The 22860-nt window shown below is 68.9% G+C and carries 25 protein-coding genes; 15 read left to right on the top strand and 10 right to left on the bottom strand.

What is annotated here, in order from left to right; translation table 11 throughout:
• The first annotated feature begins 217 nt into the window (after window positions 1-217).
• The 3 genes from NL2_RS17770 (at window position 218) to NL2_RS17760 (ending at window position 1432) form a co-directional block, all read left to right on the top strand.
• Window positions 218-580: a hypothetical protein gene (locus tag NL2_RS17770; protein WP_068077247.1), complete on the top strand. Its 363-nt coding sequence runs from the start codon at window positions 218-220 to the stop codon at window positions 578-580.
• Between the two features lie 85 nt (window positions 581-665).
• Window positions 666-1226, top strand: a complete 561-nt coding sequence (locus NL2_RS17765; protein WP_068077245.1) for a DUF937 domain-containing protein — start codon at window positions 666-668, stop codon at window positions 1224-1226.
• A gap of 8 nt (window positions 1227-1234) precedes the next feature.
• Window positions 1235-1432 carry a hypothetical protein gene (locus NL2_RS17760; protein ID WP_068077243.1) on the top strand — a complete coding sequence of 66 codons (198 nt, stop codon included), beginning with the start codon at window positions 1235-1237 and terminating at the stop codon, window positions 1430-1432.
• Window positions 1433-1625: 193 nt separating this feature from the next.
• Here NL2_RS17760 and NL2_RS17755 read toward each other — a convergent pair whose 3' ends face one another.
• Entirely contained in the window at window positions 1626-2282 is a 657-nt protein-coding gene (locus NL2_RS17755) for an alpha/beta hydrolase (protein WP_068077240.1), read from the bottom strand.
• Between the two features lie 123 nt (window positions 2283-2405).
• On the opposite strand from NL2_RS17755, the gene NL2_RS17750 reads away from it, so the two are divergent.
• Genes NL2_RS17750 through NL2_RS17740 form a run of 3 tightly spaced genes read left to right on the top strand, consistent with a single transcriptional unit; the run spans window position 2406 to window position 4882 of the window.
• Window positions 2406-3470 carry a cysteine desulfurase family protein gene (locus tag NL2_RS17750; RefSeq protein ID WP_157083240.1) on the top strand — a complete coding sequence of 355 codons (1065 nt, stop codon included), beginning with the start codon at window positions 2406-2408 and terminating at the stop codon, window positions 3468-3470.
• Window positions 3467-4549, top strand: coding sequence for a cysteine desulfurase family protein (locus tag NL2_RS17745; protein ID WP_068077236.1), 1083 nt, complete (start codon window positions 3467-3469; stop codon window positions 4547-4549). The genes NL2_RS17750 and NL2_RS17745 overlap by 4 nt, the downstream gene beginning before the upstream one ends.
• Complete coding sequence (locus tag NL2_RS17740) at window positions 4550-4882, top strand: 2Fe-2S iron-sulfur cluster-binding protein (protein WP_068077234.1); 333 nt, start codon at window positions 4550-4552, stop codon at window positions 4880-4882.
• A 34-nt stretch (window positions 4883-4916) separates the two neighbouring features.
• Here NL2_RS17740 and NL2_RS17735 read toward each other — a convergent pair whose 3' ends face one another.
• A complete protein-coding gene (locus tag NL2_RS17735; protein WP_068077233.1) occupies window positions 4917-5444 on the bottom strand; it encodes a type 1 glutamine amidotransferase domain-containing protein in 528 nt (175 codons plus the stop codon).
• 108 nt (window positions 5445-5552) lie between these two features.
• On the opposite strand from NL2_RS17735, the gene parC reads away from it, so the two are divergent.
• Together parC and NL2_RS17725 are read left to right on the top strand one after the other, a co-directional pair.
• Complete coding sequence (gene parC / locus NL2_RS17730; RefSeq protein ID WP_068077232.1) at window positions 5553-7883, top strand: DNA topoisomerase IV subunit A; 2331 nt, start codon at window positions 5553-5555, stop codon at window positions 7881-7883.
• A complete protein-coding gene (locus tag NL2_RS17725; protein ID WP_068077231.1) occupies window positions 7880-8656 on the top strand; it encodes an SDR family NAD(P)-dependent oxidoreductase in 777 nt (258 codons plus the stop codon). The genes parC and NL2_RS17725 overlap by 4 nt, the downstream gene beginning before the upstream one ends.
• A 55-nt stretch (window positions 8657-8711) precedes the next feature.
• Here NL2_RS17725 and NL2_RS17720 read toward each other — a convergent pair whose 3' ends face one another.
• Window positions 8712-10727, bottom strand: a complete 2016-nt coding sequence (locus NL2_RS17720) for a protein-disulfide reductase DsbD family protein (RefSeq protein ID WP_369405474.1) — start codon at window positions 10725-10727, stop codon at window positions 8712-8714.
• A 174-nt stretch (window positions 10728-10901) separates the two neighbouring features.
• On the opposite strand from NL2_RS17720, the gene NL2_RS17715 reads away from it, so the two are divergent.
• Both NL2_RS17715 and NL2_RS17710 read left to right on the top strand, forming a co-directional pair.
• Window positions 10902-12608: an alkaline phosphatase family protein gene (locus NL2_RS17715; RefSeq protein WP_068077229.1), complete on the top strand. Its 1707-nt coding sequence runs from the start codon at window positions 10902-10904 to the stop codon at window positions 12606-12608.
• Window positions 12608-13870, top strand: a complete 1263-nt coding sequence (locus NL2_RS17710) for a UbiH/UbiF/VisC/COQ6 family ubiquinone biosynthesis hydroxylase (protein WP_068077228.1) — start codon at window positions 12608-12610, stop codon at window positions 13868-13870. Before NL2_RS17715 ends, NL2_RS17710 begins: the two co-directional genes overlap by 1 nt.
• A gap of 39 nt (window positions 13871-13909) precedes the next feature.
• Here NL2_RS17710 and NL2_RS17705 read toward each other — a convergent pair whose 3' ends face one another.
• Genes NL2_RS17705 through hemC form a run of 3 tightly spaced genes read right to left on the bottom strand, consistent with a single transcriptional unit; the run spans window position 13910 to window position 16479 of the window.
• Complete coding sequence (locus NL2_RS17705; protein WP_157083239.1) at window positions 13910-14839, bottom strand: hypothetical protein; 930 nt, start codon at window positions 14837-14839, stop codon at window positions 13910-13912.
• A gap of 30 nt (window positions 14840-14869) precedes the next feature.
• Window positions 14870-15553 (bottom strand): uroporphyrinogen-III synthase, encoded by a 684-nt coding sequence (locus NL2_RS17700; protein ID WP_068077226.1) that lies wholly within the window; start codon window positions 15551-15553, stop codon window positions 14870-14872.
• Entirely contained in the window at window positions 15550-16479 is a 930-nt protein-coding gene (hemC, locus tag NL2_RS17695) for a hydroxymethylbilane synthase (protein ID WP_068077224.1), read from the bottom strand. The genes NL2_RS17700 and hemC overlap by 4 nt, the downstream gene beginning before the upstream one ends.
• 45 nt (window positions 16480-16524) lie before the next feature.
• Here hemC and tsaD point away from each other — a divergent pair, with 45 nt between their 5' ends.
• From tsaD to NL2_RS17670, 5 genes are all read left to right on the top strand, one after another.
• Window positions 16525-17583, top strand: coding sequence for a tRNA (adenosine(37)-N6)-threonylcarbamoyltransferase complex transferase subunit TsaD (gene tsaD / locus NL2_RS17690; protein ID WP_068077223.1), 1059 nt, complete (start codon window positions 16525-16527; stop codon window positions 17581-17583).
• Window positions 17580-18578: an NAD(P)H-dependent glycerol-3-phosphate dehydrogenase gene (locus NL2_RS17685; RefSeq protein ID WP_068077220.1), complete on the top strand. Its 999-nt coding sequence runs from the start codon at window positions 17580-17582 to the stop codon at window positions 18576-18578. The genes tsaD and NL2_RS17685 overlap by 4 nt, the downstream gene beginning before the upstream one ends.
• Before the next feature lie 10 nt (window positions 18579-18588).
• On the top strand, window positions 18589-20055 hold the full coding sequence (locus tag NL2_RS17680) for a lipopolysaccharide biosynthesis protein (RefSeq protein WP_068077272.1): 1467 nt from the start codon (window positions 18589-18591) through the stop codon (window positions 20053-20055).
• Between the two features lie 70 nt (window positions 20056-20125).
• Complete coding sequence (locus tag NL2_RS17675) at window positions 20126-20869, top strand: OmpA family protein (RefSeq protein WP_068077219.1); 744 nt, start codon at window positions 20126-20128, stop codon at window positions 20867-20869.
• A gap of 185 nt (window positions 20870-21054) precedes the next feature.
• Entirely contained in the window at window positions 21055-21645 is a 591-nt protein-coding gene (locus tag NL2_RS17670) for a helix-hairpin-helix domain-containing protein (protein WP_068077217.1), read from the top strand.
• 4 nt (window positions 21646-21649) lie between these two features.
• Here the strand turns inward: NL2_RS17670 and NL2_RS17665 are convergent, their stop codons facing one another.
• From NL2_RS17665 to NL2_RS17655, 4 genes are read right to left on the bottom strand one after another with little or no spacing between them, the layout of a single operon-like run.
• Entirely contained in the window at window positions 21650-22183 is a 534-nt protein-coding gene (locus tag NL2_RS17665) for a hypothetical protein (protein ID WP_068077215.1), read from the bottom strand.
• Window positions 22180-22329 carry a helix-turn-helix domain-containing protein gene (locus NL2_RS21270; RefSeq protein ID WP_157083238.1) on the bottom strand — a complete coding sequence of 50 codons (150 nt, stop codon included), beginning with the start codon at window positions 22327-22329 and terminating at the stop codon, window positions 22180-22182. Before NL2_RS21270 ends, NL2_RS17665 begins: the two co-directional genes overlap by 4 nt.
• An 8-nt stretch (window positions 22330-22337) precedes the next feature.
• Entirely contained in the window at window positions 22338-22559 is a 222-nt protein-coding gene (locus tag NL2_RS17660; protein WP_068077213.1) for a type II toxin-antitoxin system HicB family antitoxin, read from the bottom strand.
• A complete protein-coding gene (locus NL2_RS17655) occupies window positions 22559-22810 on the bottom strand; it encodes a type II toxin-antitoxin system HicA family toxin (RefSeq protein WP_068077211.1) in 252 nt (83 codons plus the stop codon). The genes NL2_RS17660 and NL2_RS17655 overlap by 1 nt, the downstream gene beginning before the upstream one ends.
• Window positions 22811-22860 lie beyond the last annotated feature (50 nt).

Below are 22860 nucleotides of genomic sequence, written 5' to 3'. Positions count from 1 at the left end.
CGCACCGCGATCGCGCCGCGTTCCTTGGCGGCAGAAATGCGCAAGGCGCGCAACGCCTGATGGATCATCGTTCGGCGCCGGTCGTCAGGCGCGACGGCGCACGCCGGTTTGCCCAAATTCACGCACTCGACATCTGACTGTTGCATAGAATTCACTGGCGCACCGCCGGTCGCCGTCGCAAGAGACGAGCGGGTCAACACAACACGGGAGTTCCAACGTGAGCATCTTCGACAGTATTCTGGGTCAGATCAGCAGCAACGTCGACATCAAGAACCTTGCGACCAAGGTCGGCATCGATCCTGAACAGGCCGAAAGTGCCGTTGCCGCGCTGGCTGCCGCGCATCCTGCCGAAGGCGATACGGTGGAAGTCGCCGCCGCCAACACCGGCCTCAGCCCCGATGTGCTGCAGCAGATCGTCGGCCATATCGGCGGCGAAGGCGCGCTGGGCCAGTTCGCGTCGATGATGAGCGCGCACCCCGATGTCATGTCGAAAGTCACCGGCTTCCTCGACAAGGACGGCGACGGCAGCCCGGTCAACGATCTGCTGGGCATGGCCAAGGGCCTGTTCGGCAAGAACTGAACGCATTTAACGCACAACGACCCGGCGTCGGACCCCGTGTATGAGGGTCCGGCGCCGGTTCGCGTAAACTGTCTGGAGCAACTCCATGGACCTCGCCTCGATTCTTCGCGACACGGGCGGCATCGCCGCGATTGCCGGACAGCTGGGGATCACCCCGCAGCAGGCCGAAGCGGGCGCGGGTGCGCTGCTGCCCTCGCTCATCCACGGCTTCCAGCTCCATGAACAAGGCGCTGCGCCTGCAGGATCACCCAGCGGTGGCGGCGGCTTGGCCGACATTCTCGCCTCGCTCGGCGGCGGTCAGCTGGCGGACAACGTCGTTGCGCCCGAACCGACCGACACGGGCAAGGGCGATACCATCCTGGGCCACATCTTCGGCTCGAAGGACGTCAGCCGCAGCGTCGCGGGCGAAGCGGCGCAGCAGAGCGGCGTCGATGCCGCGACCTTGCGCAAGATGCTGCCGATCCTGGCAATGCTGGTGGGCGGCTACCTGTCGTCGCGCAACAGCGCAAACGGCGGTGGCGGCGGGCTCAGCTCGATCATCGGCTCGGTGCTGGGCAGCATGGCCGGAAATCAGGCGGGCGGCGGCGGAATCGGCGGCGGGTTGCTGGGCAGCATTCTCGGCAGCGTGCTGGGCGGAAAGCTTTAGCGCCACCGATGGGACTGACCCTGTCGCTGCTGGTGTTGGCCGCGTTGGCGCTGGTGGCCGGGGCGGTGTTCCTGTTCCGGCGCGGTGAGCGCATGCGGCCCGGCCTGATGCTGCTGCTGGCGCTGATCATGGCGATCAACGTCGCCATCTGGACCGTCCCCGACGCGACCGGGAACGCGCCGACCGATCGAGTACTGGTGCGTTAACGGTCACGCTTGCGCACGATCTCGCGCGGAAGAGTTCAGAATGCGTTGACCGGAACCAGCTACGCTTTTCCCTCGCGCGGCACAGGCGCACTCCCCCTGCCCGACCACCCCAAGGTATACTGTCGGGTGGTCGGGCAGGGGGTCGGGCTGGTGCCGCTTCCAGCCGTGAGGCTGGAAAATGACTCCCTCACCCTTACTTGATCGGCGAATCCGGCGAGAGGCGCATGTCGAGGTAGTTATCGACCGAGTGCATCATGTCGTCGAGCTCGTGCTCGAAGAAATGGTTGGCGCGCGGGATCTCGTCGTGATGGATCGTGATGTGCTTTTGCGTGCGCAGCTTGTCGACCAGCTTTTGCACGGCATTGGGCGTCACCACCGTATCGGCCGCGCCCTGCACGATGATGCCCGATGACGGGCACGGCGCAAGGAAGCTGAAGTCATACATGTTGGCGGGCGGGGCGACCGAGATGAAGCCGCGGATTTCCGGGCGGCGCATCAGCAGCTGCATGCCGATCAGCGCGCCGAAGCTGTAGCCCGCGATCCACGTGGTCTGCGCTTCGGGGTGGATCGACTGCACCCAGTCGAGCGCGGCGGCGGCGTCCGACAGTTCGCCGATGCCGTTGTCGAAGCTGCCCTGGCTGCGCCCGACCCCGCGAAAGTTGAAGCGCAACACGGCAAACCCGCGCGCGACGAACGTCTTGTACATCGCCTGGGTGATGCGATCGTTCATCGTGCCGCCGCTTTGCGGATGCGGGTGCAGGATCATCGCCACCGGCGCGCGCGGACGTGGGGCGGGCTGGAAACGGCCTTCTAGGCGACCTTCTGGGCCGGGAAAGATAACTGCGGGCATGAAGAACGCACCTGGCTGTCGCGACGGCGACGAAACGCGCCGGGGCTGGGAATTGAAGCGAAGCGCTATATAGAAATCATCCCCGCAAAAGCAATGTTTGCGGCAAGTTGGAAACCGAACCCTTTGGCGCAACCTCCGCTCTATCTCGATCACGCCGCCAGCACGCCGCTGCTCGACGTTGCGCGCGATGCGCTGGCGCAAGGGTTTGCCGCGTGGGCCAACCCGTCGAGCCCGCACCGGCAGGGCCGCGCGGCGCGGGCGCTGCTCGAAGATGCGCGCGCCCGGGTCAAGGCGGCGCTGGGCTGGCCGGGCGAGGTGGTGTTCACCTCGGGCGCGAGCGAGGCGCTGGCGCTGGCGATTGCCCACGCCAAAGCCGACCGGGTGCTGGTCGGCGCGGTGGAGCACGACGCGGTGCTGCGTCCTGCGGGGGAGGCCGCGCCTCGCTTGGTGGTGGATGGCAACGGCGTGATCGACCTTGCCGCACTCGACCGGGCGCTGGAAGGACCGACCGCGCTGATTGCGGTGCAGCAGGTCAACAGCGAAACCGGCGTGATCCAGCCCCTCGACCGCATCGCCGCGCGGGTGCGCGAGGCCGGCGGCGTGCTGCTGGCCGATTGCGCGCAAGCGGCGGGCAAGATCGCCCTGCCCGATGCCGATCTCATCGCCCTGTCGGCGCACAAGTTCGGCGGACCGATCGGCATCGGCGCGCTGCTGGTGCGGGACTTCGCGCTGCTGCGCGCGCCGGGAGGGCAGGAACGCGGCTATCGCGCGGGGACCGAGAACATGCCCGGCGCGCTGGCGATGGCCGCCGCTCTGGAAGCGGGCGACGGCTGGATGGACCAGGCAGCGCAGTTGCGCAGCCACCTCGACGCTGGCGTGATCGCCGCAGGGGGCAGCATCGTCGCTGGCACCGCGCCGCGTTGCCCGACGATCGGCTCTGTCCGCATGCCCGGCATCAGCGCCGCAGCGCAGCTTATCCGGTTCGATGCGGCGGGCATCGCGGTGTCGGCAGGCAGCGCCTGCTCGTCGGGCAGCCTCAAGCCCAGCCACGTGCTGTCGGCGATGGGGCTTGATCCCAAGACGGTAGGCGAAGTGATCCGGGTCAGCATCGGGCGCGAAACGGGTGAGGCCGATATCGAACGGTTCCTGTCGCTATGGCGCTTGATGGCGCAAGGTGCCGGGCGATGATCTACCTCGATTACCAGGCGACCACCCCGCTTGCGCCCGAAGCGCGCGAGGCGATGCTGCCATGGCTGGGCGGGCCTGAAAGCTCGGGCTTTGCCAATCCGCACAGCCCGCACCGGCCGGGCCGCGCCGCCGCCGCCGCGATCGAGGTGGCACGCGATCAGGTCGCCGCGCTGTTCCCGCCGGGGGGGCGGATCGTGTTCACCTCGGGCGCGACCGAGGCGCTCAACCTGGCGATCCTGGGCAGCGGCGCCAAGCGGCTGGCGGTGTCCGCCATCGAACACGCCGCCGTGTTGGACACAGCGCGGGCGGCGGATCCCGCTGTCACGCTGCTGCCAGTGGATGGGCAAGGGCTGGTCGAGCCCGCTGCGGCCATTCCGGCGGGCACCGGGCTGGTCGCGGTGATGCAGGTCAACAACGAGATCGGCACGGTGCAACCGGTGGCCGATCTGGCGCGCGCCGCCCATGCCGCCGGCGCGCTGTTCCTGTGCGATGCGGTGCAGGGCGCGGGCAAATTCGCGCCGCCGGACGAGGCCGACCTGATCGCGGTATCTGCCCACAAGCTGTACGGGCCGAAAGGCATCGGCGCGCTGTGGATCCGCGACGGGATCGCGCTGGCGCCGATCATCCACGGCGGCGGGCAGGAGGGCGGGTTGCGTTCGGGCACCTTGAGCCCGGCGCTGTGCGCGGGCTTCGGCGCGGCGGCAGCCCTGTGCACAACCTTGCGGACAACCGATGCGGCCCATGTGGAAAACCTGTGGGCAGACTTGCGCGCGCGGTTCGCCGGATGGCTGCTCAACGGCAGCGCCACCGCGCGCTGGCACGGCAACCTCAATTTGCGCAAGGAAGGGCTGGACGTTGCAAGGCTGATGTCCGATTGTCGTCACATTGCTTTTTCGGCGGGGTCTGCCTGCGCCAGCGGTTCGGGCCGACCGAGCCACGTGCTGCGCGCGATCGGTCTGTCCACTGCGGAGGCAAAAACGGCGATCCGGCTGGGATTCGGGCGCTATTCGACGGGTGAGGAGATCGGGGAGGCGGCCGCGGCGATCATCGCCGCCGCCAACAGCCAGGGAGTTTGCTGAATGGTCCGGGTCACGTTCCTTACCGCCAAGGGTGAGCGCGTCGCCGCCGAGGGTGAGGACGGGCAGAGCCTGCTCGAACTGGCGCAAGCCAGCGGCATGCCGCTCGAAGGAACCTGCGAAGCCCAGATGGCCTGTTCCACCTGCCACGTCATCGTCGCGCCCGAATGGTTCGACAAGCTGCCGCCTGCGGTCGAGGACGAGGAGGACATGCTCGATCTTGCCGCCGGCGTCGCCCGCACCAGCCGCCTGTCGTGCCAGATCGTGCTCACTCCCGCGCTCGACGGGCTGGAAGTGCGCATCCCCGAAGAAGCGCGCGACATGCAGCGGGGCTGAGCCACTTCGGACCCAACCCCGCTACTGTCGTCGATCAGGCCAGTGCGGCAATCAGTGCTTTGGAAAAGGCCGGAATGTCGTCGGGCTTGCGGCTGGTGATGAAATTGCCGTCGATCGCCACTTCCCGATCAACCACATCCGCTCCGGCGTTGGCCAGATCGGTGCGGATCGAGGGCCAGCCGGTGACGGTCCGCCCCTCGACGATGTCGGCCTCGACCATCAGCCATGGGCCGTGGCAGATCGCGGCGATCGGCTTGCCGGCGTCGTTGAACGCCTCGACCAGATCGACGGCATCGTCGTTCATGCGCAGGATGTCGGGGTTCATCTGGCCGCCGGGCAGCAGCAGCGCATCGAAATCGACTTCGGACACGTCGCTCAACAGCGCGTCGACCGGAACCGTCTGGCCCCAGTCGCTGTGGTTCCAGCCCTTGATCGTGCCGCCTTCGGGGCTGGCGACGGTGGTGGAAAAGCCGGCATCCTCGAGCGCCTGCTTGGGCCCGAGGAGTTCGGATTGCTCGAAACCGTTGGTGGCGAGGATGAGGACGCGTTTCTGGTCGGCCATGAGGCGCTCCATGCAGTGATGTAGGAAAGATGCCTCAACAAGCGCTGGGGACAGGAACGGTTCCGCATCTTCCGCCGCGTTCACCGCATTGCTAGGGCGGTGCGCACCATGGCCAATGTCACCACTCCTCCGGGTTCGAGCGATGGGCCCGATCCGTTCGATGCGATCGTCGATGCGCCGTTCGATTCGGCGCTGTCCGAACGCTATCTCGTCTATGCGATGTCGACGATCACCGCGCGGTCGCTGCCCGATCTGCGCGACGGACTGAAGCCGGTCCATCGCCGCCTGCTGTGGGCAATGCGGCAGCTCAAGCTTGATCCGGCCAACGCCTACAAGAAGTCGGCGCGCGTGGTCGGCGACGTGATCGGCAAGTACCATCCGCACGGCGACCAGTCGGTCTATGATGCGATGGTCCGGCTCGCGCAGAACTTTGCGCTGCGCTATCCGCTGGTCGACGGGCAGGGCAACTTCGGCAACATCGACGGTGATAACGCCGCCGCCTACCGCTACACCGAGGCCCGGCTGACCAAGACCGCGATGCGGCTGATGGCCGGGCTGGAAGACGGCACGGTCGATTTCCACCCGACCTACAACGGCGAGGAGGAAGAGCCCGAGATCTTCCCGGGGATGTTCCCCAACCTGCTGGCCAACGGCGCCACCGGCATCGCGGTGGGCATGGCGACCTCGATCCCCAGCCACAACGTGGCCGAAATCGTCGATGCCACGCTGCTGCTGATCGACAACCCGGCGGCCGAACATGCCGAGCTGATGCAGGTGTTCCATGGTCCCGACCTGCCGACCGGTGGCGTGATCGTGGACAGCGCGGCGGCAATCTCGGCGGCTTACGACACCGGGCGCGGATCGTTCCGCGTGCGCGGGCGGTTCCACGCCGACGAGGCGAAGGACGAGGCCGATCAACAGGCCGGGATCGAGCGGCTGGGCAATGGCACCTGGCAGCTGGTGATCTCCGAAATCCCCTACATGGTACCCAAGGGCAAGCTGATCGAACAGATCGCGCAAGCGATCGCCGACAAGAAGCTGCCGATCCTGGAGGACGTGCGCGACGAAAGCGACGAGGCGATCCGCATCGTGCTCGTGCCCAAAAGCCGCAACGTCGATCCCGACCTGCTCAAGGAAAGCCTGTACCGGCTGACAGACCTCGAAAGCCGGTTCAGCCTCAACCTCAACGTGCTCGACGCCAATCGCACGCCGGGGGTGATGGGCCTGAAGCTGCTGCTGCAGCAGTGGGTGATCGCGCAGATCGACATCCTGCTGCGCCGCAGCCAGCACCGGCTGGACAAGATCGCCGGGCGGCTGGAACTGCTCGAAGGCTACATCATCGCCTTCCTCAACCTCGACCGGATCATCGAGATCATCCGCACCGAGGACGAGCCCAAAGTGCTGATGATGGCCGAGTTCGCCCTGAACGACCGCCAGGCCGAGGCGATCCTCAACATGCGGCTGCGCAGTTTGCGTAAGCTCGAGGAAATGGAGCTGCGCAAGGAGCACGCCGAGCTGCTGCAGGAGCAGGAGGAGCTGCACAAGCTGCTCGACAGCCCCGCCCGCCAGCGCACGCGGTTGAAGCGCGACCTCGCGTCGCTGCGCAAGGACTATGCCGAGGACACCCTGCTCGGCCGCCGCCGCACCACCATTGCCGAAGCCGCGCCGACGCGCGAATTCAACATGGACGCGATGATCGAGAAAGAGCCGGTCACGGTGATCCTGTCACAGCGCGGCTGGATTCGCGGCGCGCGCGGGCATCTGCCGCTTGGCCAAAATGAAAAGGGCAGCGATTTCAAGTTCAAGGAAGGCGACGGGCCAGCGTTCGCGTTCCACGCGCAGACCACCGACAAGCTGCTGATCGCCGCAGACAATGGCCGGTTCTATACGCTGGGGGCCGACAAGCTGCCCGGCGCGCGCGGGTTCGGCGAACCGCTGCGCACGATGGTGGACATCGATTCCGAGGCGCAGGTCGTCGCGCTGCTGGTCTATCGGCCCAAGGCGCAACTGCTGCTGGCCGCCACCAACGGCCGTGGCTTTGCGGCGGTGGCGGACGAACTGCTCGCCGAAACGCGCAAGGGGCGCGGCGTGGTCACCACCAAGCCCGGTGTGAAACTTAGCGTGGTGCGCGAAATCGCGCCGGCGCACGATCACGTCGCGGTGATGGGTGATAACCGCAAGCTGGTGGTGTTCGCGCTCAGCGAGCTTCCGGTGCTGGCGAAGGGGCAGGGCGTGCAGCTGCAGCGCTATCGCGACGGCGGAATGGCTGATGTGGTGACGCTGGCGCTCGACGAAGGCCTGAGCTGGACGATGGGCGGCGACAGCGGGCGCACCCGCACCGAAAAGGACATGCGGTTGTGGAAGGTCGCGCGCGGCGCAGCGGGACGCCTGCCGCCGCAGGGCTTCCCGCGCGACAACAAGTTCCAGGGGGGCGCATGACCGATACACCTCGTTATTCTTTAGCTGGGCGGATCGTGTTCATCTCGGGCGCATCGTCGGGTCTCGGTGCACATTTTGCCCGGCTTTTTGCCGCAGCCGGAGCGGCGGTGGTGATCGGCGCGCGGCGCGTGGCACAAGTCGAGGCGCTGGCAGCCGAAATCGAGGCGGGTGGCGGTCGGGCGCTGGCCGTGTCGCTCGACGTGACCGACGAGGCGTCGCTGGTCGCCGCATTCGACAGCGCCGAAGCGCACCTTGGCGTACCCGATGTGGTCGTGGCCAATGCCGGGGTGGTGCGCGAAGGCCGCTCGACCCACGTTCCGGCCGATGACTTGCGCACCGTCGTCGATACCAATTTCACCGGGCTGTACCTCACCGCGCGCGAGGGTGCCAAGCGGATGATCGCGGCGGGCAGCCGTGACAGCGAGGCGGGGCGGATCATCCTGATGGGCTCGGTCACCGCCGAAATGACCCAGCAGGGCGATGCTGCCTATGGCGCGCTGAAAGCCGGGGTCGCGCACCTCGGCCGCCAGTTCGCGCGCGAGTGGATCCGCGCGGGCATCAACGTCAACACCGTGCAGCCCGGCTATATTGCCACCGAAATCAACGGCGGATGGTTCGCCACCGAGGGCGGCAAGGCGCAAGTCGCCAGCTGGCCGCGCCGGCGCATGACCGAGATTTCGGCGCTCGACGACATGATGCTGTTCTTCGCCAGCGACGCCTCGCGGCAGGTGACGGGCACCACGATCTCGATCGACGACGGGCAATCGCTTTAGTTGCTGTTTCAGCGAGGCCGAACCCAGCCGTCAGGCTGGAAAAAGGCTACAGACCTCACCCCGCGCGGGCGAGCGCAGCCAGTGTATCGGGGCCGAGCACTTGCGGTAGCTGCCGGGGTTCGTCGCCGCCCTTGGGATACCACAAGTACAGCGGCACCCCCGCCGCGCCCTGGGCGGTGAGGAAGCGGGTGATCGCCTCGTCGCGCCGCGTCCAGTCGCCGCGCAGCACGGTGACACCGGCCTTGCGGAACGCGTCGCGGGTGCCCTCGCGCTCGATCGCGACGCTTTCGTTGACCTTGCACGACAGGCACCAGTCGGCGGTGAAATAGACGAACACCGGCTTGCCCCCGGCGCGCGCGCGGGTGAGCGCAAGCTCGCTGAAAGCCTGCGCGTCGAGCAGGCCGGGGCCTTCGGCAGGCGGCGCGACGGCGGCGAGCGGCACACCGGCTGCGGCCGCGACCACGATCAGCGCCGCGGCGGGCAGGACCCAGCGCGGCGATGATCCGGCCGCGCGCTGCGCCCGGCCCACGGCAAAAAGGACCAGCACCAGCGCCACGGCCGACAGGATCGCCAGCCCGGCGAACGCCTGCCCGCCCAGCCGCCACGCCAGCCATGCCAGCGCCAGCGCGGTCAGCCCCATCGGGACCGCCATCGCGCGGCGGAAGCGTTCCATCCATGCGCCCGGGCGCGGCAGCAGGCGGCGCAGCGCGGGGACGAAGCCCAGTGCGACGAACGGCAGCGCAATGCCCAGTCCCAGCGCGGCGAACGTCGCCAGCGCGGCCCATAACGGCAGCACCAGGGCGGCGCCGATCGCGGCGGCCATGAACGGGCCGGTGCAGGGGGTGGCGACGAATGCGGCCAGCAGCCCAGTCGCAAACGCGCCGCCAGTGGTGTGCCCGCCGCGCTCGAACGACAGGCCGGGAACCTCGAACACACCCATGAAATTGGCCGTGATCGCCACCGCCAGCAGCAGCAGCACGGCGACCACGCCCGGTTCCTGCAACTGGAATGCCCAGCCAACCTGCGCGCCTGCCCCGCGCAGCGCGAGCAGCGTTCCGCCCAGCGCGAGGCAGGCGCAGATCACGCCGGCGGCATAAGCCAGCCCTTCGCGCCGGGCGGCTGCCTCACCCGCGTTGCTCCGCGCCAGTGCCAGCGCTTTCAGGCTCAGGATCGGGAACACGCAGGGCATCACGTTGAGGATCAGTCCGCCGAGCAGCGCGGCGCCGATCACCGCCAGCAGGCCCAGCGGCGTGGCGCGCGCAGCAGTGGTGTCGAGCGGGGTGCCATCGGTAGGGACCACGCCGGGTTGCGCGTCGATCGCCAGCCCGCCCGCCGCGCCGCCGATGGCGAGCACGCCCGACACGATCGGTGGTGGCGGTGTCGCCACGCCGGGCGCGCGCGCCAGTTCGACGATCAGCGTATCGCCCTTGCGCCAGAAGCGCTGCGGCGCGGCGTAGGACACGATGTTTTCGGTCGCGACGAACAGGTGCGGCGCTTCGATCCGCGAGGCGGCGGGAAACGGAATGGCCAGTCGCAGCGCTTGCGGTGTCAGCGCGAACGCACCCTTGCGGTCGATCGGCGCAGGCAGCGCGGTGCGCCAGCCGGTGAACCGGGCATCCGCAGCAATGGTCCCGCCGCCAACCGCAACCGATCCCGCGAGGTCCGCCTGTTCGGGCACGCACACTTCCCGCGTGCAGGCCAGCCACCGCGCCTTGACGTGCAGCGGCAACACGGTGCCCGGTGCGGCATCGGCCGGCAGCGTCAGCGGCACGAGCACGGCATAATCGTGCTCGTAGACATGGTTCATCAGCCCGGCGATCAGCAGCGTCTGCGGGACCGGGAATTGCGGCGTACCCGTTTTCGCTCCGGCCGGCAGGGTCCAGTCGAGCGCGAGGCCGTATCCGGCGTCACCGGGGTTCAACCAGTAGCCGTGCCAGCCCGGTTCGGGTTGCATCAGCAGCGCCAGTGTGACCGCCCCGCCGGGCGCGGCGGGCTTCTCCGCGATCAGGCTGGCGCGGATGTGGTTGGCGCTGGCGGGGCTGGCCGCGCCGAGCCCGCAGGCTATTGCCACAACCAAGACAACAAGCTTGCGCCAGCATGACGAAACCGTGGTGAAGCGCATGGATCGACCCGGAAAAAAGAGAGCGGCGCGGGTCTTGCGCGTGCAACACGGCAAGGCCATGCACGGCATCTAGAAGCGGCCGGGACCCAAGTCCAGTTCGCCCGTATCGGAGACAGTCGCACCATGATCCTTCGCAAACGCGCCATGCTGCTGGCCGCGCCGGTCGCTGCGGCGGCCTCCATGCTGTTCCTCGCACCCGCCATGGCGAAATCGGCGACGAGACCCGCGTCGCACCCGGCATCGGCACCATCTGCCGCCACCCCGCACGGTGCCCCCCGGCTGGTGGTGGCGATCGCCATCGACCAGTTCTCGGCCGACCTGTTCGCGCAATACCGCACGCACTTCACCGGCGGCTTTGCCCGCCTGCTGACCGGCGCGGTGTTCCCCGCCGGATACCAGAGCCATGCCGCGACCGAGACGTGCCCGGGCCACTCCACGATTCTCACCGGCGACCATCCCGCGCGCACCGGCATCATTGCCAACAACTGGTTCGACCAGTCGGTCGCGCGCGCCAAGAAGTCGGTCTATTGCGCCGAAGACGAGACGCGCGCCGCCGCCGATCCCAAGGACTATGTCGCCTCGGTCGGGCATCTGCTCGTGCCCACGCTGGGCGAGCGGATGAAGCAGGCCAATCCGGCCAGCCGCAACATCGCCGTGTCGGGCAAGGATCGCGCCGCGCTGATGATGGGCGGCCACAACATCGATCAGGTCTACTGGTGGAAGAGCAATGCGTTCACCACGCTCGACGGCAAGGTGCTCGGGCCGACCGCCGTGGCGGAAAACGCGGTGATCGCCAAGCAGCTCGGCGCCGGTTCTCCGGGGTACCCGGTGCCGGGGTGGTGCGGTGCATTCGATCGTCCCGTCGTGGCCAACGGGGTGACCGTGGGCAACACCCACCTGCCGATGGCGAAGGGCGATGCGACGTCGTACCGCGTCTCGCCCCGGCTCGATCGCGCGACGCTCGAACTGGCGACGCGGCTGGTCGACGAGCAGAAGCTGGGCCAGGGCACCGCGCCCGATCTGCTGGCGGTAAGCCTGTCCGCCACCGATTACATCGGCCACGCCACCGGCACCGAGGGCGCGGAAATGTGCATCCAGCTGACCCAGCTCGATCTTGCGCTGGGTGACTTTTTCACGCAGCTCGACAAGCGCGGGGTCGACTACCTCGTGGTGCTGACGGCCGATCATGGCGGGTTCGACTTGCCCGAACGGCTCGACCAGCAGGCGCTGCCCATCGCCGCGCGCGCCGATGCCGCGCTGGTGCCCGATGCGCTGGGCAAGGCGATCGCGACCCGGCTGGGGATGGCGACGACCGCGCCGCTGCTGCTCGCCGAAGGCCCGGCGGGCGACTACTGGATCGACCGGACGCTGACGCCCGCGCAGAAGCACGACGTGATCGTCGAGGCGAAGCGCGAACTGGCCGCGCAGCCGCAAGTCGCCGCCGTGCTGTCTGCCGAAGAGCTGGCGGCGGAACCGATGCCGACGGGTTCGCCCGAAACCTGGTCGCTGATTCAGCGCGCGCGCGCTTCGTACTATGCGCCGCGTTCGGGCGACTTCGTGGTGCTGCTGAAGCGCGGCATCGTGCCGATCCCGCAGGCCCGGCCGGGTTACGTCGCGACGCACGGCAGCCCGTGGGACTACGATCGCCGCGTGCCGATGCTGTTCTGGCGCAAGGGCATGGCCGGGTTCGAACAGCCCAGCGCGGTCGAGACGGTGGACATTGCCCCCACGCTCGCGGCACAGATCGGACTGCCAGTTGTCGCCGGTTCGTTCGACGGACGTTGCCTCGATCTTGACGCGGGTGCAGAAGACAGCTGCAAGGGTAGCTGATGAACGTAACAACCGAAACGACCGAACCGGCTGACGCCGCCGACCACCCGACCGCCATCGCCGACGTGGTGATCCTGGGTGGCGGGTTGGTCGGCATGACACTGGCGATCGGGCTCGCCAAGGCGGGGCTCACCAGCCACGTGGTCGATTCCGCCGACCCGGCTTCGGTCACCGCCGATGGCTTCGATGGGCGCGCCTCAGCCATCTCGACCGCGAGCTGGAACCTGTACACGCATTTCGGCATGGCCGACGAACTGGCGCCCAAGGGCTGCCCGATCGACGCCATCGCGGTGACCGACGCGATGAAGCCGGGCCGGATCGATTTCCGCCCGGGGCCCGAGGACGGCTCGCTTGGCCGGATGTACGCCAACCGCGATTTGCGCATCGCGATGTACGCCGCCGCCGCGCGCGAACCGGCGATCACGTTCCACCCCAACGCCCGCGTCGTCGCGCGCGAACGCGGCGCGCATGGCGTCAGCGCCTCGCTGGCCGATGGCCGGGTGCTGAAGGGCCGCTTGCTGGTGGGCGCCGAAGGCCGCGCCTCGCCCACGCGCGACGAGGCGGGGTTCCACCCGGCGCGCTGGGGTTACGGCCACCGCGCGATCATCGGCGGGCTGTTCCACGAACAGCCGCATGACAACGTGGCGTGGGAAATCTTCTATCCTGCCGGGCCGTTTGCGCTGCTGCCCTTGCTCGACGATGCGGACGGATCGCACCGTTCCGCGCTGGTGTGGACCGTGGCGGAAAAGGATGCAGCGGGTGTACTTGCGATGTCCGACCGCGCGTTCCTGGCCGAAATCGAAAAGCGCATGGGCAGCGTGTTCGGCGAAATCCGGCTGGCCGCGCCGCGGTCGTCGTACCCGCTCAATTTCCATCACACGGTCAAGCTGACCGAGGACCGGCTGGCGCTGGTTGGCGATGCCGCGCACGGGCTGCACCCGATCGCGGGGCAGGGCCTCAACGTGGGCCTGCGCGATGTGGCGGCGCTGGTCGAGGTGCTGTCGGATGGCGCGCGGCTGGGCCTCGACCCCGGCGATGCGCAGGTGCTGGCGCGTTATGAACGCTGGCGCGCGGCCGATACATTCATGGTCGCCGCCGCGACCGACAGCCTGACCCGGCTGTTCGGCCTGCCGGGGAAGCTGCCCTCGGCGATCCGGCGGCTGGGCATGGCGGGCGTGCAGCGCATGCCGCCGCTCAAACGCTGGTTCATGGACGAGGCGCGCGGCATGAGCGGGGCTTTGCCCGAACTGCTCAAGAGCTGACGGCCACTCTCGCAAGCCAGACTGCGGACAACCCTGCGATCAGGTGGTGCCAGAAGCCCCGTCGGTCGGGGCCGTCGTTGGCGCAGCGGACGGCGCGGCTTCCGGAACTGGCGCCGGTGCCGGTGGCGCGGCCGCTGCCGGCGCGGCTTGCGGTGCGAGCAGCGCCACGGTCTCGATCTGGTCGAGCGCCTTCTGCGTCGTCACGTAATCGCGCGCGCGGGTCAGCCACGCTTGCGCTGCGACATGGCCGGGAAGCCGCGTGACTTCGTCGATCGCCGCATCGATGCGATTGCCGCCGACGAACTGCAGCGCGCGTTCGAGCCGGGCTGCGGGGGCGGCCGCTGCGGCATCGTCGCGGCGGATCACGAACAGTTCGCTCACTTGCTGCCTGATCCAGCCGAGACCGCTTTCCTGCGCCGAGCTTCCGACAAGGTCGGGCCCGATCCGGGTCAGATCCTCGCGCAGCATGTCGAGCGTCTGCGGTCGGTTTGCCGCCTGCAGCAACCGATCGACCGCAGCGGGCTGGGCATTGCCGAAGCGCAGGCGCAACTGGTCGGTCAGGTAGCCCAGCGGCTGGCCGCGTTCGATGGCACGGCGCGTGGCGAAAGCGATCAGCAGCGCTTCGGCATGGCCCGCCTGACCTTCGGCCGTGCTGGCCTGAAGATTGAGATTGGCCAGGCGCTGTTCGAGCACTGCGACGCGTGCGGTCATGTCGTCGAGTGCCGGGGTGGCGGCGGCGGTGCTGGCTGCGACGGCGGGGGAAGCCGGTACGGGCGTCGTCGCCAGTTGCTGCACGGCAGGCGGCCCGGCCTTGGGCTGGTCGAACGCGATCCATCCGTTGCGCCAGCCCGAATAGGCCAGCCCGGCTGCGCCCAGCACAAGCACAGCGGCGATGATCGCTGCCAGGGAGCGTCCGCCTTTTCCGCGCGATGGCACCCGCGCCGGTTGGCTGTATCGATCATCCTGCATCGTTGTTCGTGTTATCCGTGGGGGCCCGTGTCACGGTGTCTGGCACATTTGCCGGGCGAGCGCCAGCAGTGCGGCATCGTCGCGCCGGCCGGCACTGGCAACGGTATGCCAGCCGGTTCCGGCCGCTGCGGCAATGCGCGGCGCGAGGCAGGCCAGTTGCACATTGGCGCGCGCGATGCCGATGCGATCGCACTCGTGCGCAACGTGCCGCGCCGCCTCGGCCGAATGCAGCAGCACCACGCACGGGGCGGCCAGCAGCGCTGCCAGGGGCGCCGCGATGGCGACGGGGCGCGCCGCATAGACGATCAGGGTATCGACCGTGACGCCCTCGGGCAGCACCAGCGCGACGTGGCGCTCTCCGGCCAGCCGCACATAATGACCCGGCGGCAGAGTGCCTGCCAGCGCGTCGAGGCCGCCGTTGCCGGTCCGTGTCACGACGAACCCGGCGTCGCGCGCGGCCTGCGCAGTCGTATCCCCCACCGCCATGACCGGCAGGGAGGCGAGACCGGCCAGCTGCTTCCCGCCATGCCGGAACACGTTCGCGCTGCCGACCAGCAGCCCGGCATATCCGGACGGCGGCGGCGCTTGCCAGAGAACCGGCTCGATGCGGAAAAGCGGCTGGCCGTATGCGGCAAGCCCGGCTTCGCGCGCGGCGGCGAGCGTGGTCGCAAATCCCGGTTCGGGCCGCACGACGATCAGCGGGCGATCGCTCATCCGGTCAGCGCGGGGCCTGCGAAGTGGATGCGGATACCCTCGGGCGCCTGTTCGAGCAGGTCGGCGGCCAGCCGTGCGGGCGCTTCGCCATCGGACAGCGCGAACGTGCTCTGTGCCTCGGTGCGCAAGCTGCCGTCGGGGCTGAACAGCGCGGCGCGCAGTGTCAGCGTATCGCCATCGGCATGAGTCAGCACCGCAATCGGGCTGTGGCAGTTCCCGCCCAACGCGGCAAGCAGCGCACGCTCGGCGCGGATCGCGGCGTGGCTGGGGGCGTGGTCGATTGCGGTGAGCAAGTCGCGCACGTCGGTTCGCCCGGCCAGGCATTCGATCCCGATCGCACCTTGGGCGGGCGCAGGCAGCCAGTCCCCGGCGTGCAGCGGCGTGCCGACCCCCGTCTCGCCCAGCCGTTCCAGCCCGGCAGCGGCCAGCAACGTCACGTCGGCCTCGCCCGCCTGCAGCTTGGCCAGCCGCGTGGCGACGTTGCCGCGAAACCCGACGATGGTCAGGTCGGGCCGCGCATGGAGCATCTGCGCGGCGCGGCGCGGTGCGCTGGTCCCCACCCGGCTGCCCGGCGGTATCGCGGCGACGCTGGCCGCGCCCACCAGCACATCGCGCACGTCGGCGCGCGGCAGCACGGCGGCTATCGCGAAATCGTCGGGCCGGATCGTCTCGACATCCTTCATCGAATGGACCGCGAAATCGATGCGATGATCGCGCAGCGCTTCGTCCAGTTCCTTGGTCCACAACGCCTTGCCGCCGATTTCGGCCAGCGGGCGATCCTGCACGCGGTCGCCGCTGGCGATCACCGTGACCAGTTCGATGGCATCGACCGGCCAGCCGTGCGCGGCGCACAGGCGCGCGCGCGCTTCCTCCGCCTGGGCGAGGGCGAGCGGCGAGCGGCGGGTTCCGAGACGAAGCGTGACCATGCGATGCTTGCCCTAATCGGCAATCTCCTTCAGGGAAACCCTCGCATGGCGCTGATCCTCGGCATAGAATCCAGTTGCGACGAAACCGCTGCGGCGATCGTCGACAGCGATGGGGATCGGCTCGACACGCGCATCGTGGCGCAGCGCATCGCTTCGCAGGATGCCGCGCACCGCCCTTACGGCGGCGTGGTCCCCGAAATCGCGGCGCGCGCGCATGCCGAAATCCTCAGCCCGCTGATCGCGCAAGTGCTTGCCGATGCGGGCCTTTCGCTCGACGCGATGGACGCGATCGCGGCGACCGCCGGGCCCGGACTGATCGGCGGCGTGATGGTCGGGCTGGTCACGGGCAAGGCGCTGGCGATGGCCACGGGCAAGCCACTGCTGGCGATCAACCATCTTGAAGGCCACGCGTTGTCACCGCGCCTTGCCGATCCCACGCTGGAATTCCCCTATCTGCTGCTGCTGGTCTCTGGCGGGCATTGCCAGCTGCTTGAAGTGGGCGGGGTCGGGCAATACCGGCGACTGGCGACAACGATCGACGATGCGCTGGGCGAAGCGTTCGACAAGACCGCCAAGATCCTCGGGCTGGGCTATCCCGGCGGCCCGGCGGTGGAGCGGCTGGCGCGCGAGGGCGATCCGCGCGCCGTGCCGCTGCCGCGCCCGCTGGTGGGCAGCGGGGAACCGCACTTCTCGTTCGCCGGGCTGAAAAGCGCGGTCATGCGCGCGCAGCTTGCGGGGCAGCATGGCAAGGCCGATCTCGCCGCATCGTTCCAGCAGGCCGCGATCGACTGCGTGATCGACCGCACGCGCATTGCGCTGGGTGCGGCGGGCGAAGTCTCCGCGCTGGTTGTGGCCGGCGGGGTTGCCGCCAACGCTGCCTTGCGCAGGGCGCTGGCGACACTGGCTGCGGATCATGGCCTGCGCCTCGTCGCGCCGCCGCCGGTGCTGTGTACCGACAACGCGGCGATGATCGGCTGGGCGGGGGTGGAACGCTGGCACATGGAAAACGGCCGGGTCGGCGATCCGCTTGACCTGCCCGCACGGCCGCGCTGGCCGCTCGATGAACAGGCGGCGCCGGTGCGCGGGGCGGGAGTGAAGGGATGACGGCAGCGAACGCAGCGCGCATCGGCGTGGTTGGCGCGGGCGCCTGGGGCACCGCGCTGGCGCAGATGCTGAGCAGCGACGGGCGCGACGTGCTGCTGTGGGCGCGCGAGCCGGACCTAGTCGCGCAGATCAACGGTGAGCGCCGCAATGGCCTGTTCCTGCCATCGGCCACGCTCAACCCCGGCATCCGCGCGACCGGCGATCTTTCAGAATTGGGCGATCGTGCAGTGCTGCTGGTGGTCACGCCCGCGCAGCATCTGGGCGCGGTGCTGGGCAGCATCCCGCGCGGCAACGATTGCGACCTGGTGCTGTGCGCCAAGGGGATCGAGGCGGGCAGCGGTCGACTGATGGCCGATGTCGCGCGCGATGCCGCGCCGGGGTGTCGGCTGGCGGTGCTGTCCGGGCCGACGTTCGCGCACGAAGTCGCCGCCGGACTGCCCACGGCGGTCACGCTCGCTTGCGCAGAGGGTGAAGAACAGTGGCAGCGGCTGTCGGCAGCGATCGCGCGGCCTGCGTTCCGGCCCTATTATTCCGACGATGTGACCGGTGCCGAAATCGGCGGCGCGGTGAAAAACGTGCTGGCCATTGCCTGCGGCGTCGTGGAAGGCTTGGCGCTGGGACAGAACGCGCGTGCGGCGCTGATCAGCCGGGGGTTTGCCGAAATGCTGCGGTTCGGGCTGGCGATGGGCGCGCAGGCGGAAACCCTTTCGGGCCTTTCGGGGCTGGGCGACCTCGTGCTGACGTGTTCCTCCACCTCGAGCCGCAACTTCTCGCTGGGCAAGGCGCTGGGCGAGGGCGGCAACGCCGCCGCGATCCTGGCCGACCAGTCGACCGTGGCCGAAGGCGCATTCACCGCGCCGGTGCTGGCCGAAATCGCACGGGCGCGCGGCGTGTCGATGCCCATTGTCGAGGCGGTCGCCGCACTGATCGCGGGCACGGTGCCTGCGCGCGACGTCGTGGCGCGGCTGCTGTCGCGCCCGTTGCGCGCGGAATAGCGGCTTGGCCATCGCCGACGAACAGACCGATATCGCCGCGCTCGCCAAAGGGGGGCGGACGAACTTCTTCGGCTTCCTGCTGCGCCTGGCCGCGCGCCTGCCGTTCCTGTTCATCGCCGGACGGCTGTACGGTGCAGATGCGCTGGGGCGGTTCGCGTCGGCGATCATCCTGGTCGAACTCGCCGCGCAACTGGCCACGCTGGGGCAAAAGCGCGGCCTTGCCCAGCAACTGGCGGAAGACGACCGCCCCGGCGCGTGCGTGGTGGCCGATGCGCTGCTGCTGTCGACGCTGGTGTCGCTGGTGCTGGCGCTGCTGCTCTACCTGTTTCCCGAACCGATGTTCCCCAGCGGCCACTACACGCCGCTGGAGCGCCTGATCCCGCTCACGGTGTTCCCGCTGGCGATGGGCGACATCGCGCTGGCCGCGCTGGCCTACCGGTTCGACGTCGGCGCCACGGTGCGGGCGCGCGCCATCGTCGAGCCGTGGACGCTGTCGATCGCGGCGGGCGTGCTGTGGTTCGTGCTGCCCGATGGCGGGCTGATCGTGGCGTATGTGCTGTCGATCTTCGGCGCGATGTTCACCGCGTTCGTGCCGCTGTTCAAAAGCTATGGCCTGCCGCACCACTGGAAGCCCAAGCCGCTGCCGCTGGCGCAGCTGGCGCTGGCCAACCTGCCGCTGGCCGGTGCCGACGCGGTGGAGTGGGGCACGCGCAAGCTCGATATCGCGATCCTGGGGCACTATGCCTCGCCCGCAGTGGTCGGCGTCTATTACGTCGCGCAACAGGTCGCCAGCCTGCCGCAAAAGCTCAAGACCAGCTTCGAGCCGATCCTGGGGCCGGTGATCACGCGCAACCTGCAGGAACACAACTATGCCGCGATTGCCCGGCAGGTCTGCCAGGTCGGCTTCTGGATCACCGCCGCGCAAGCCGGGATCGCGCTGGCGCTCGGCATTCCGGGCACCGCGGTGATGGGCCTGGTCGGGCCCAACTTCGTCGGCGGGACCGGCGCGCTGGCGCTGCTGCTGGCCGCCGAAGTGGTCGCGGCCACCGCCGTCGTCAGCGAGGCCGCGCTGATCTATGTCGCGCCGCTGCGCAACTTGTGGATCAGCCTGGGCACGATCGCGCTGCAATGGGTACTGACCATCGGCCTGATCGAGACCGCCAGCCGCTGGGGCTTCAACCAGATGTACGAGGCGGCCGCTGCCGCCGCCGCGCTGGCGCTGACGCTGGGACTGTCGTCGCTGTTCAAGTCGCGGCTGCTGTCGCGCGTGCTCGAACGTCCGATCAACAACTGGCGCTGGGCGCTGATCTGGGCGGCCGGGCCAGCGGTGACCGTGGGCTGGCTGGCGCAGTTCCTGCCCGAGTGGCTGGAGCTCGTACTCGGCATTCCGGCGATCCTGGGCATTTACGGCCTCGTCATCTGGCGGCGCGGGTTCGGGCCCGAAGACCGCGTGCTGTTCCGTCGCCAGCCGGCCTGAACCGCCGAATTCGGCCCGCAACCGAGGTTGAGCCTTGGCAAGCGCGCCGCGCCATGGAAAAGCGGCGCGGATGACCCCGGGCACCAAACATGGGATAGGCGTGGCGGCGGCGCTCGCGGTGGCCTTTGCCAGCCATGTGGCGACCGGACCGCGCCTGGCCGTCTCGCTCGAACGCGGCGCGCGGACCGCGCTGGCGCGGGCGGGGGGTGAGGGCGTGACCGCCGACTTCACCACGATCGGGGGACTCTACACCCGCCATCCGCGCCTTTCGACGGCCCGCGAACTGACCGAGGGCGAGCGCTCGCGGCTGGCGCGCGCGGTGGCGCATGTGCCCGGCGTGGGCGCGGTGACCTGGGCCAGCGCGCCCGGCCTGCTGCAGGCGCGCGCGACGCCGCATGCCGCGATCGCGCCCGATCACTGCCAGAAGGACGTCGAAGGGCTGCTGCGCGTGCGCACCATCCGCTTTGCCGAGGGCAGCGCGGGGATCGATCCCGCCAGCAGCGAACTGATCGACGAAGTGACCACGGCGCTGCTGCCGTGCGCGGGCAACCGCATCGCCATTTCGGGCCATACCGATGCGATGGGCGACGAGCCCGCCAACCTCGCCCTGTCACAGCGCCGCGCGCAGGCGGTGCGTGACGAACTGGTGCGGCGCGGCCTGTTGCCCGATCAGCTGGTGGCCCGGGGCTTCGGATCGAGCCAGCCGCTGGCAGGCACCTCGCCGCAGGACCCGGCCAACCGCCGGATCGAATTTTCGGTGATTGCGGTCGCGCCATTGCGCCCAACGCCGGTCGATACGCCGGTGGCGCAATGACGATGCGACACGATATAAGGTGGAGCGGGCAAACATGCCGTTGATGATGGAAACCGCGCTGCTGGCGCTGCTGGCTTACGCGTTCGGCCTCGCCATCGGCTGGATGATCTGGGGTCTGCGGGCGCGCTGAGGTGCCAGCCGGATCGAGGATGCGGAATTGAGGGTGCGGAATTGAGGATGGGGCGATGATGGAACTTCTGCAGGCGAACGGGATCGCGTTCGGTGTCGTATTGCTGCTCGGCCTGTTCGTCGCGTGGTGGGTGTGGGGCAAGGAACGGCCCGCGCCACGCCGCGAAACGCACGATGTGCTGTCCGATGGCGCGGCCCCGGCGCAGCGCAACAACGCCCTGATCGACGCGCCGCCGGCCGCGGCGATGACGGCGCCTGCGGTCATGCTCACCCCCCCGCCGTCTGCTGGCACGATGGCGGGGATCGGAGAGGTCATCGCGGCGGCCGCAGCGCAGGAAATCGACGAGGCGGCTGCGGCGGCGCAAGCGCATGTTGCCGACCAACCCGCCATCGCACCGACAGCGGGGGAGGCCGATGATCTGTCGCGGATCAAGGGCGTGGGCCCGAAGCTCGTCGCGCTGCTGGGGCAACTGGGCATCACCCGCTACGATCAGATCGCGGCGTGGAGCGATGCCGATGTTGCGGCCATCGACGCCAGGCTCGGCGCTTTTGCCGGGCGACCGGTGCGCGACGGGTGGGTGGAGCAGTGCGGCTACCTCGCCCGGGGCGACATCGCCGGGTTCGAAGGCCGCTTCGGCAAAGTATGACGGGTTAGCGGGCCGGTCCCGCTGGACCGCGACACGCAGCGATCACGCTTTGCAGTATGGCGCCGCCCGGAAACGTGATCTTGCCACCGCCGGGCAAGGTTGCATCGATCGAGCCGCCTGAAAAGATCGCGGTTGGCGCATCGCCGCCGGGCAGAACGCCCTGCCAGTCCGATCCCTTGCCGCCGGGAACCGCAACCGCATCGACCGGCAGCCGCACGATCCGCCCGTTCCCCACCAGCGCGAACAACGCCTGCGCCCCGGCATCGGCGGGCGCGTGGCGCGTCACGACGACGGCGCCGTTTGCACAAGCCAGCGACAGCAGCGGCGCCTCGCCGCCATAGCCGAAGTCCGCCGAACGTCCGTCGGCTCCCGCAGTCCAGGCGGCAGTTGCCCCCGGTGCATGGGCGGTCGGCGTCTCCAGCGGCGACGACGGCGCAGCGGTCGAAGTCGTGTCGATGCGCTCGGGCGCCGCAGCGCTATCATGGCAGCCACCCAGCGCCAGCAGGCCCACCAGCACGCCCGTCGCAGTGCGTGTCACGCAACCTTCTTTTGCACGGTCAATTCAAGCCCCAGCGCACCCAGAACGGACGTGAGCGTTTCCAGCGTCTCCTCGAGAAAAAAGAGGATATCCTCCTCGGTTTCGAGGTGCCGGGCGGGATCAAACGGAAAGACCTTCAATGCCATTACCAGCCTTACGCCGCCGCGTAGATCGCCGGGCGGTAGCGTGGGTCGGGAATGGGGAGGCCGCCAGCCCGCGCCGAATCCAGCCAACCATCGATGGCAAGGCTTGCTTCGGCAATGGCTTCCTCCGGCGATTCGCCAAAGGCCGCGCACGACTTGAGATCGGGTACGTCCGCAACCCAGCATTCATCGCGCTGGGACCAGAACACATTGATATGGTAGCGGTGTTGCATCACTTTTTCATTTCAAGCCCGAACTCCTCGACCATATCAAGGAACTGGTCGATTTGATAGGGCTTTGCCTTGCCGCCTCGCGGCTGAATGCTGAGCCGACGAGGCACGACCGGGTGCTTGTAAATATGGTGGCTGCCGTTGATGCGATCAAGCGTGAAGCCGAAGGCCTTCAGGATGCGCTCGAAATCCGCGAACCGCATCGCGGCACGGGTCGCAACAAGCTGGCTAAAGAGTTTTTCAATCTGGGTCATGGCAGTCTCCTTGCCATGACCCGTGAGTGATTTGAATCGCGCCGGTTACC

Origin of the sequence: Novosphingobium lentum NBRC 107847 (assembly GCF_001590965.1) — a bacterium.
Lineage (GTDB): Bacteria > Pseudomonadota > Alphaproteobacteria > Sphingomonadales > Sphingomonadaceae > Novosphingobium > Novosphingobium lentum.
This window is presented reverse-complemented; position numbering and strand designations above follow the sequence as displayed.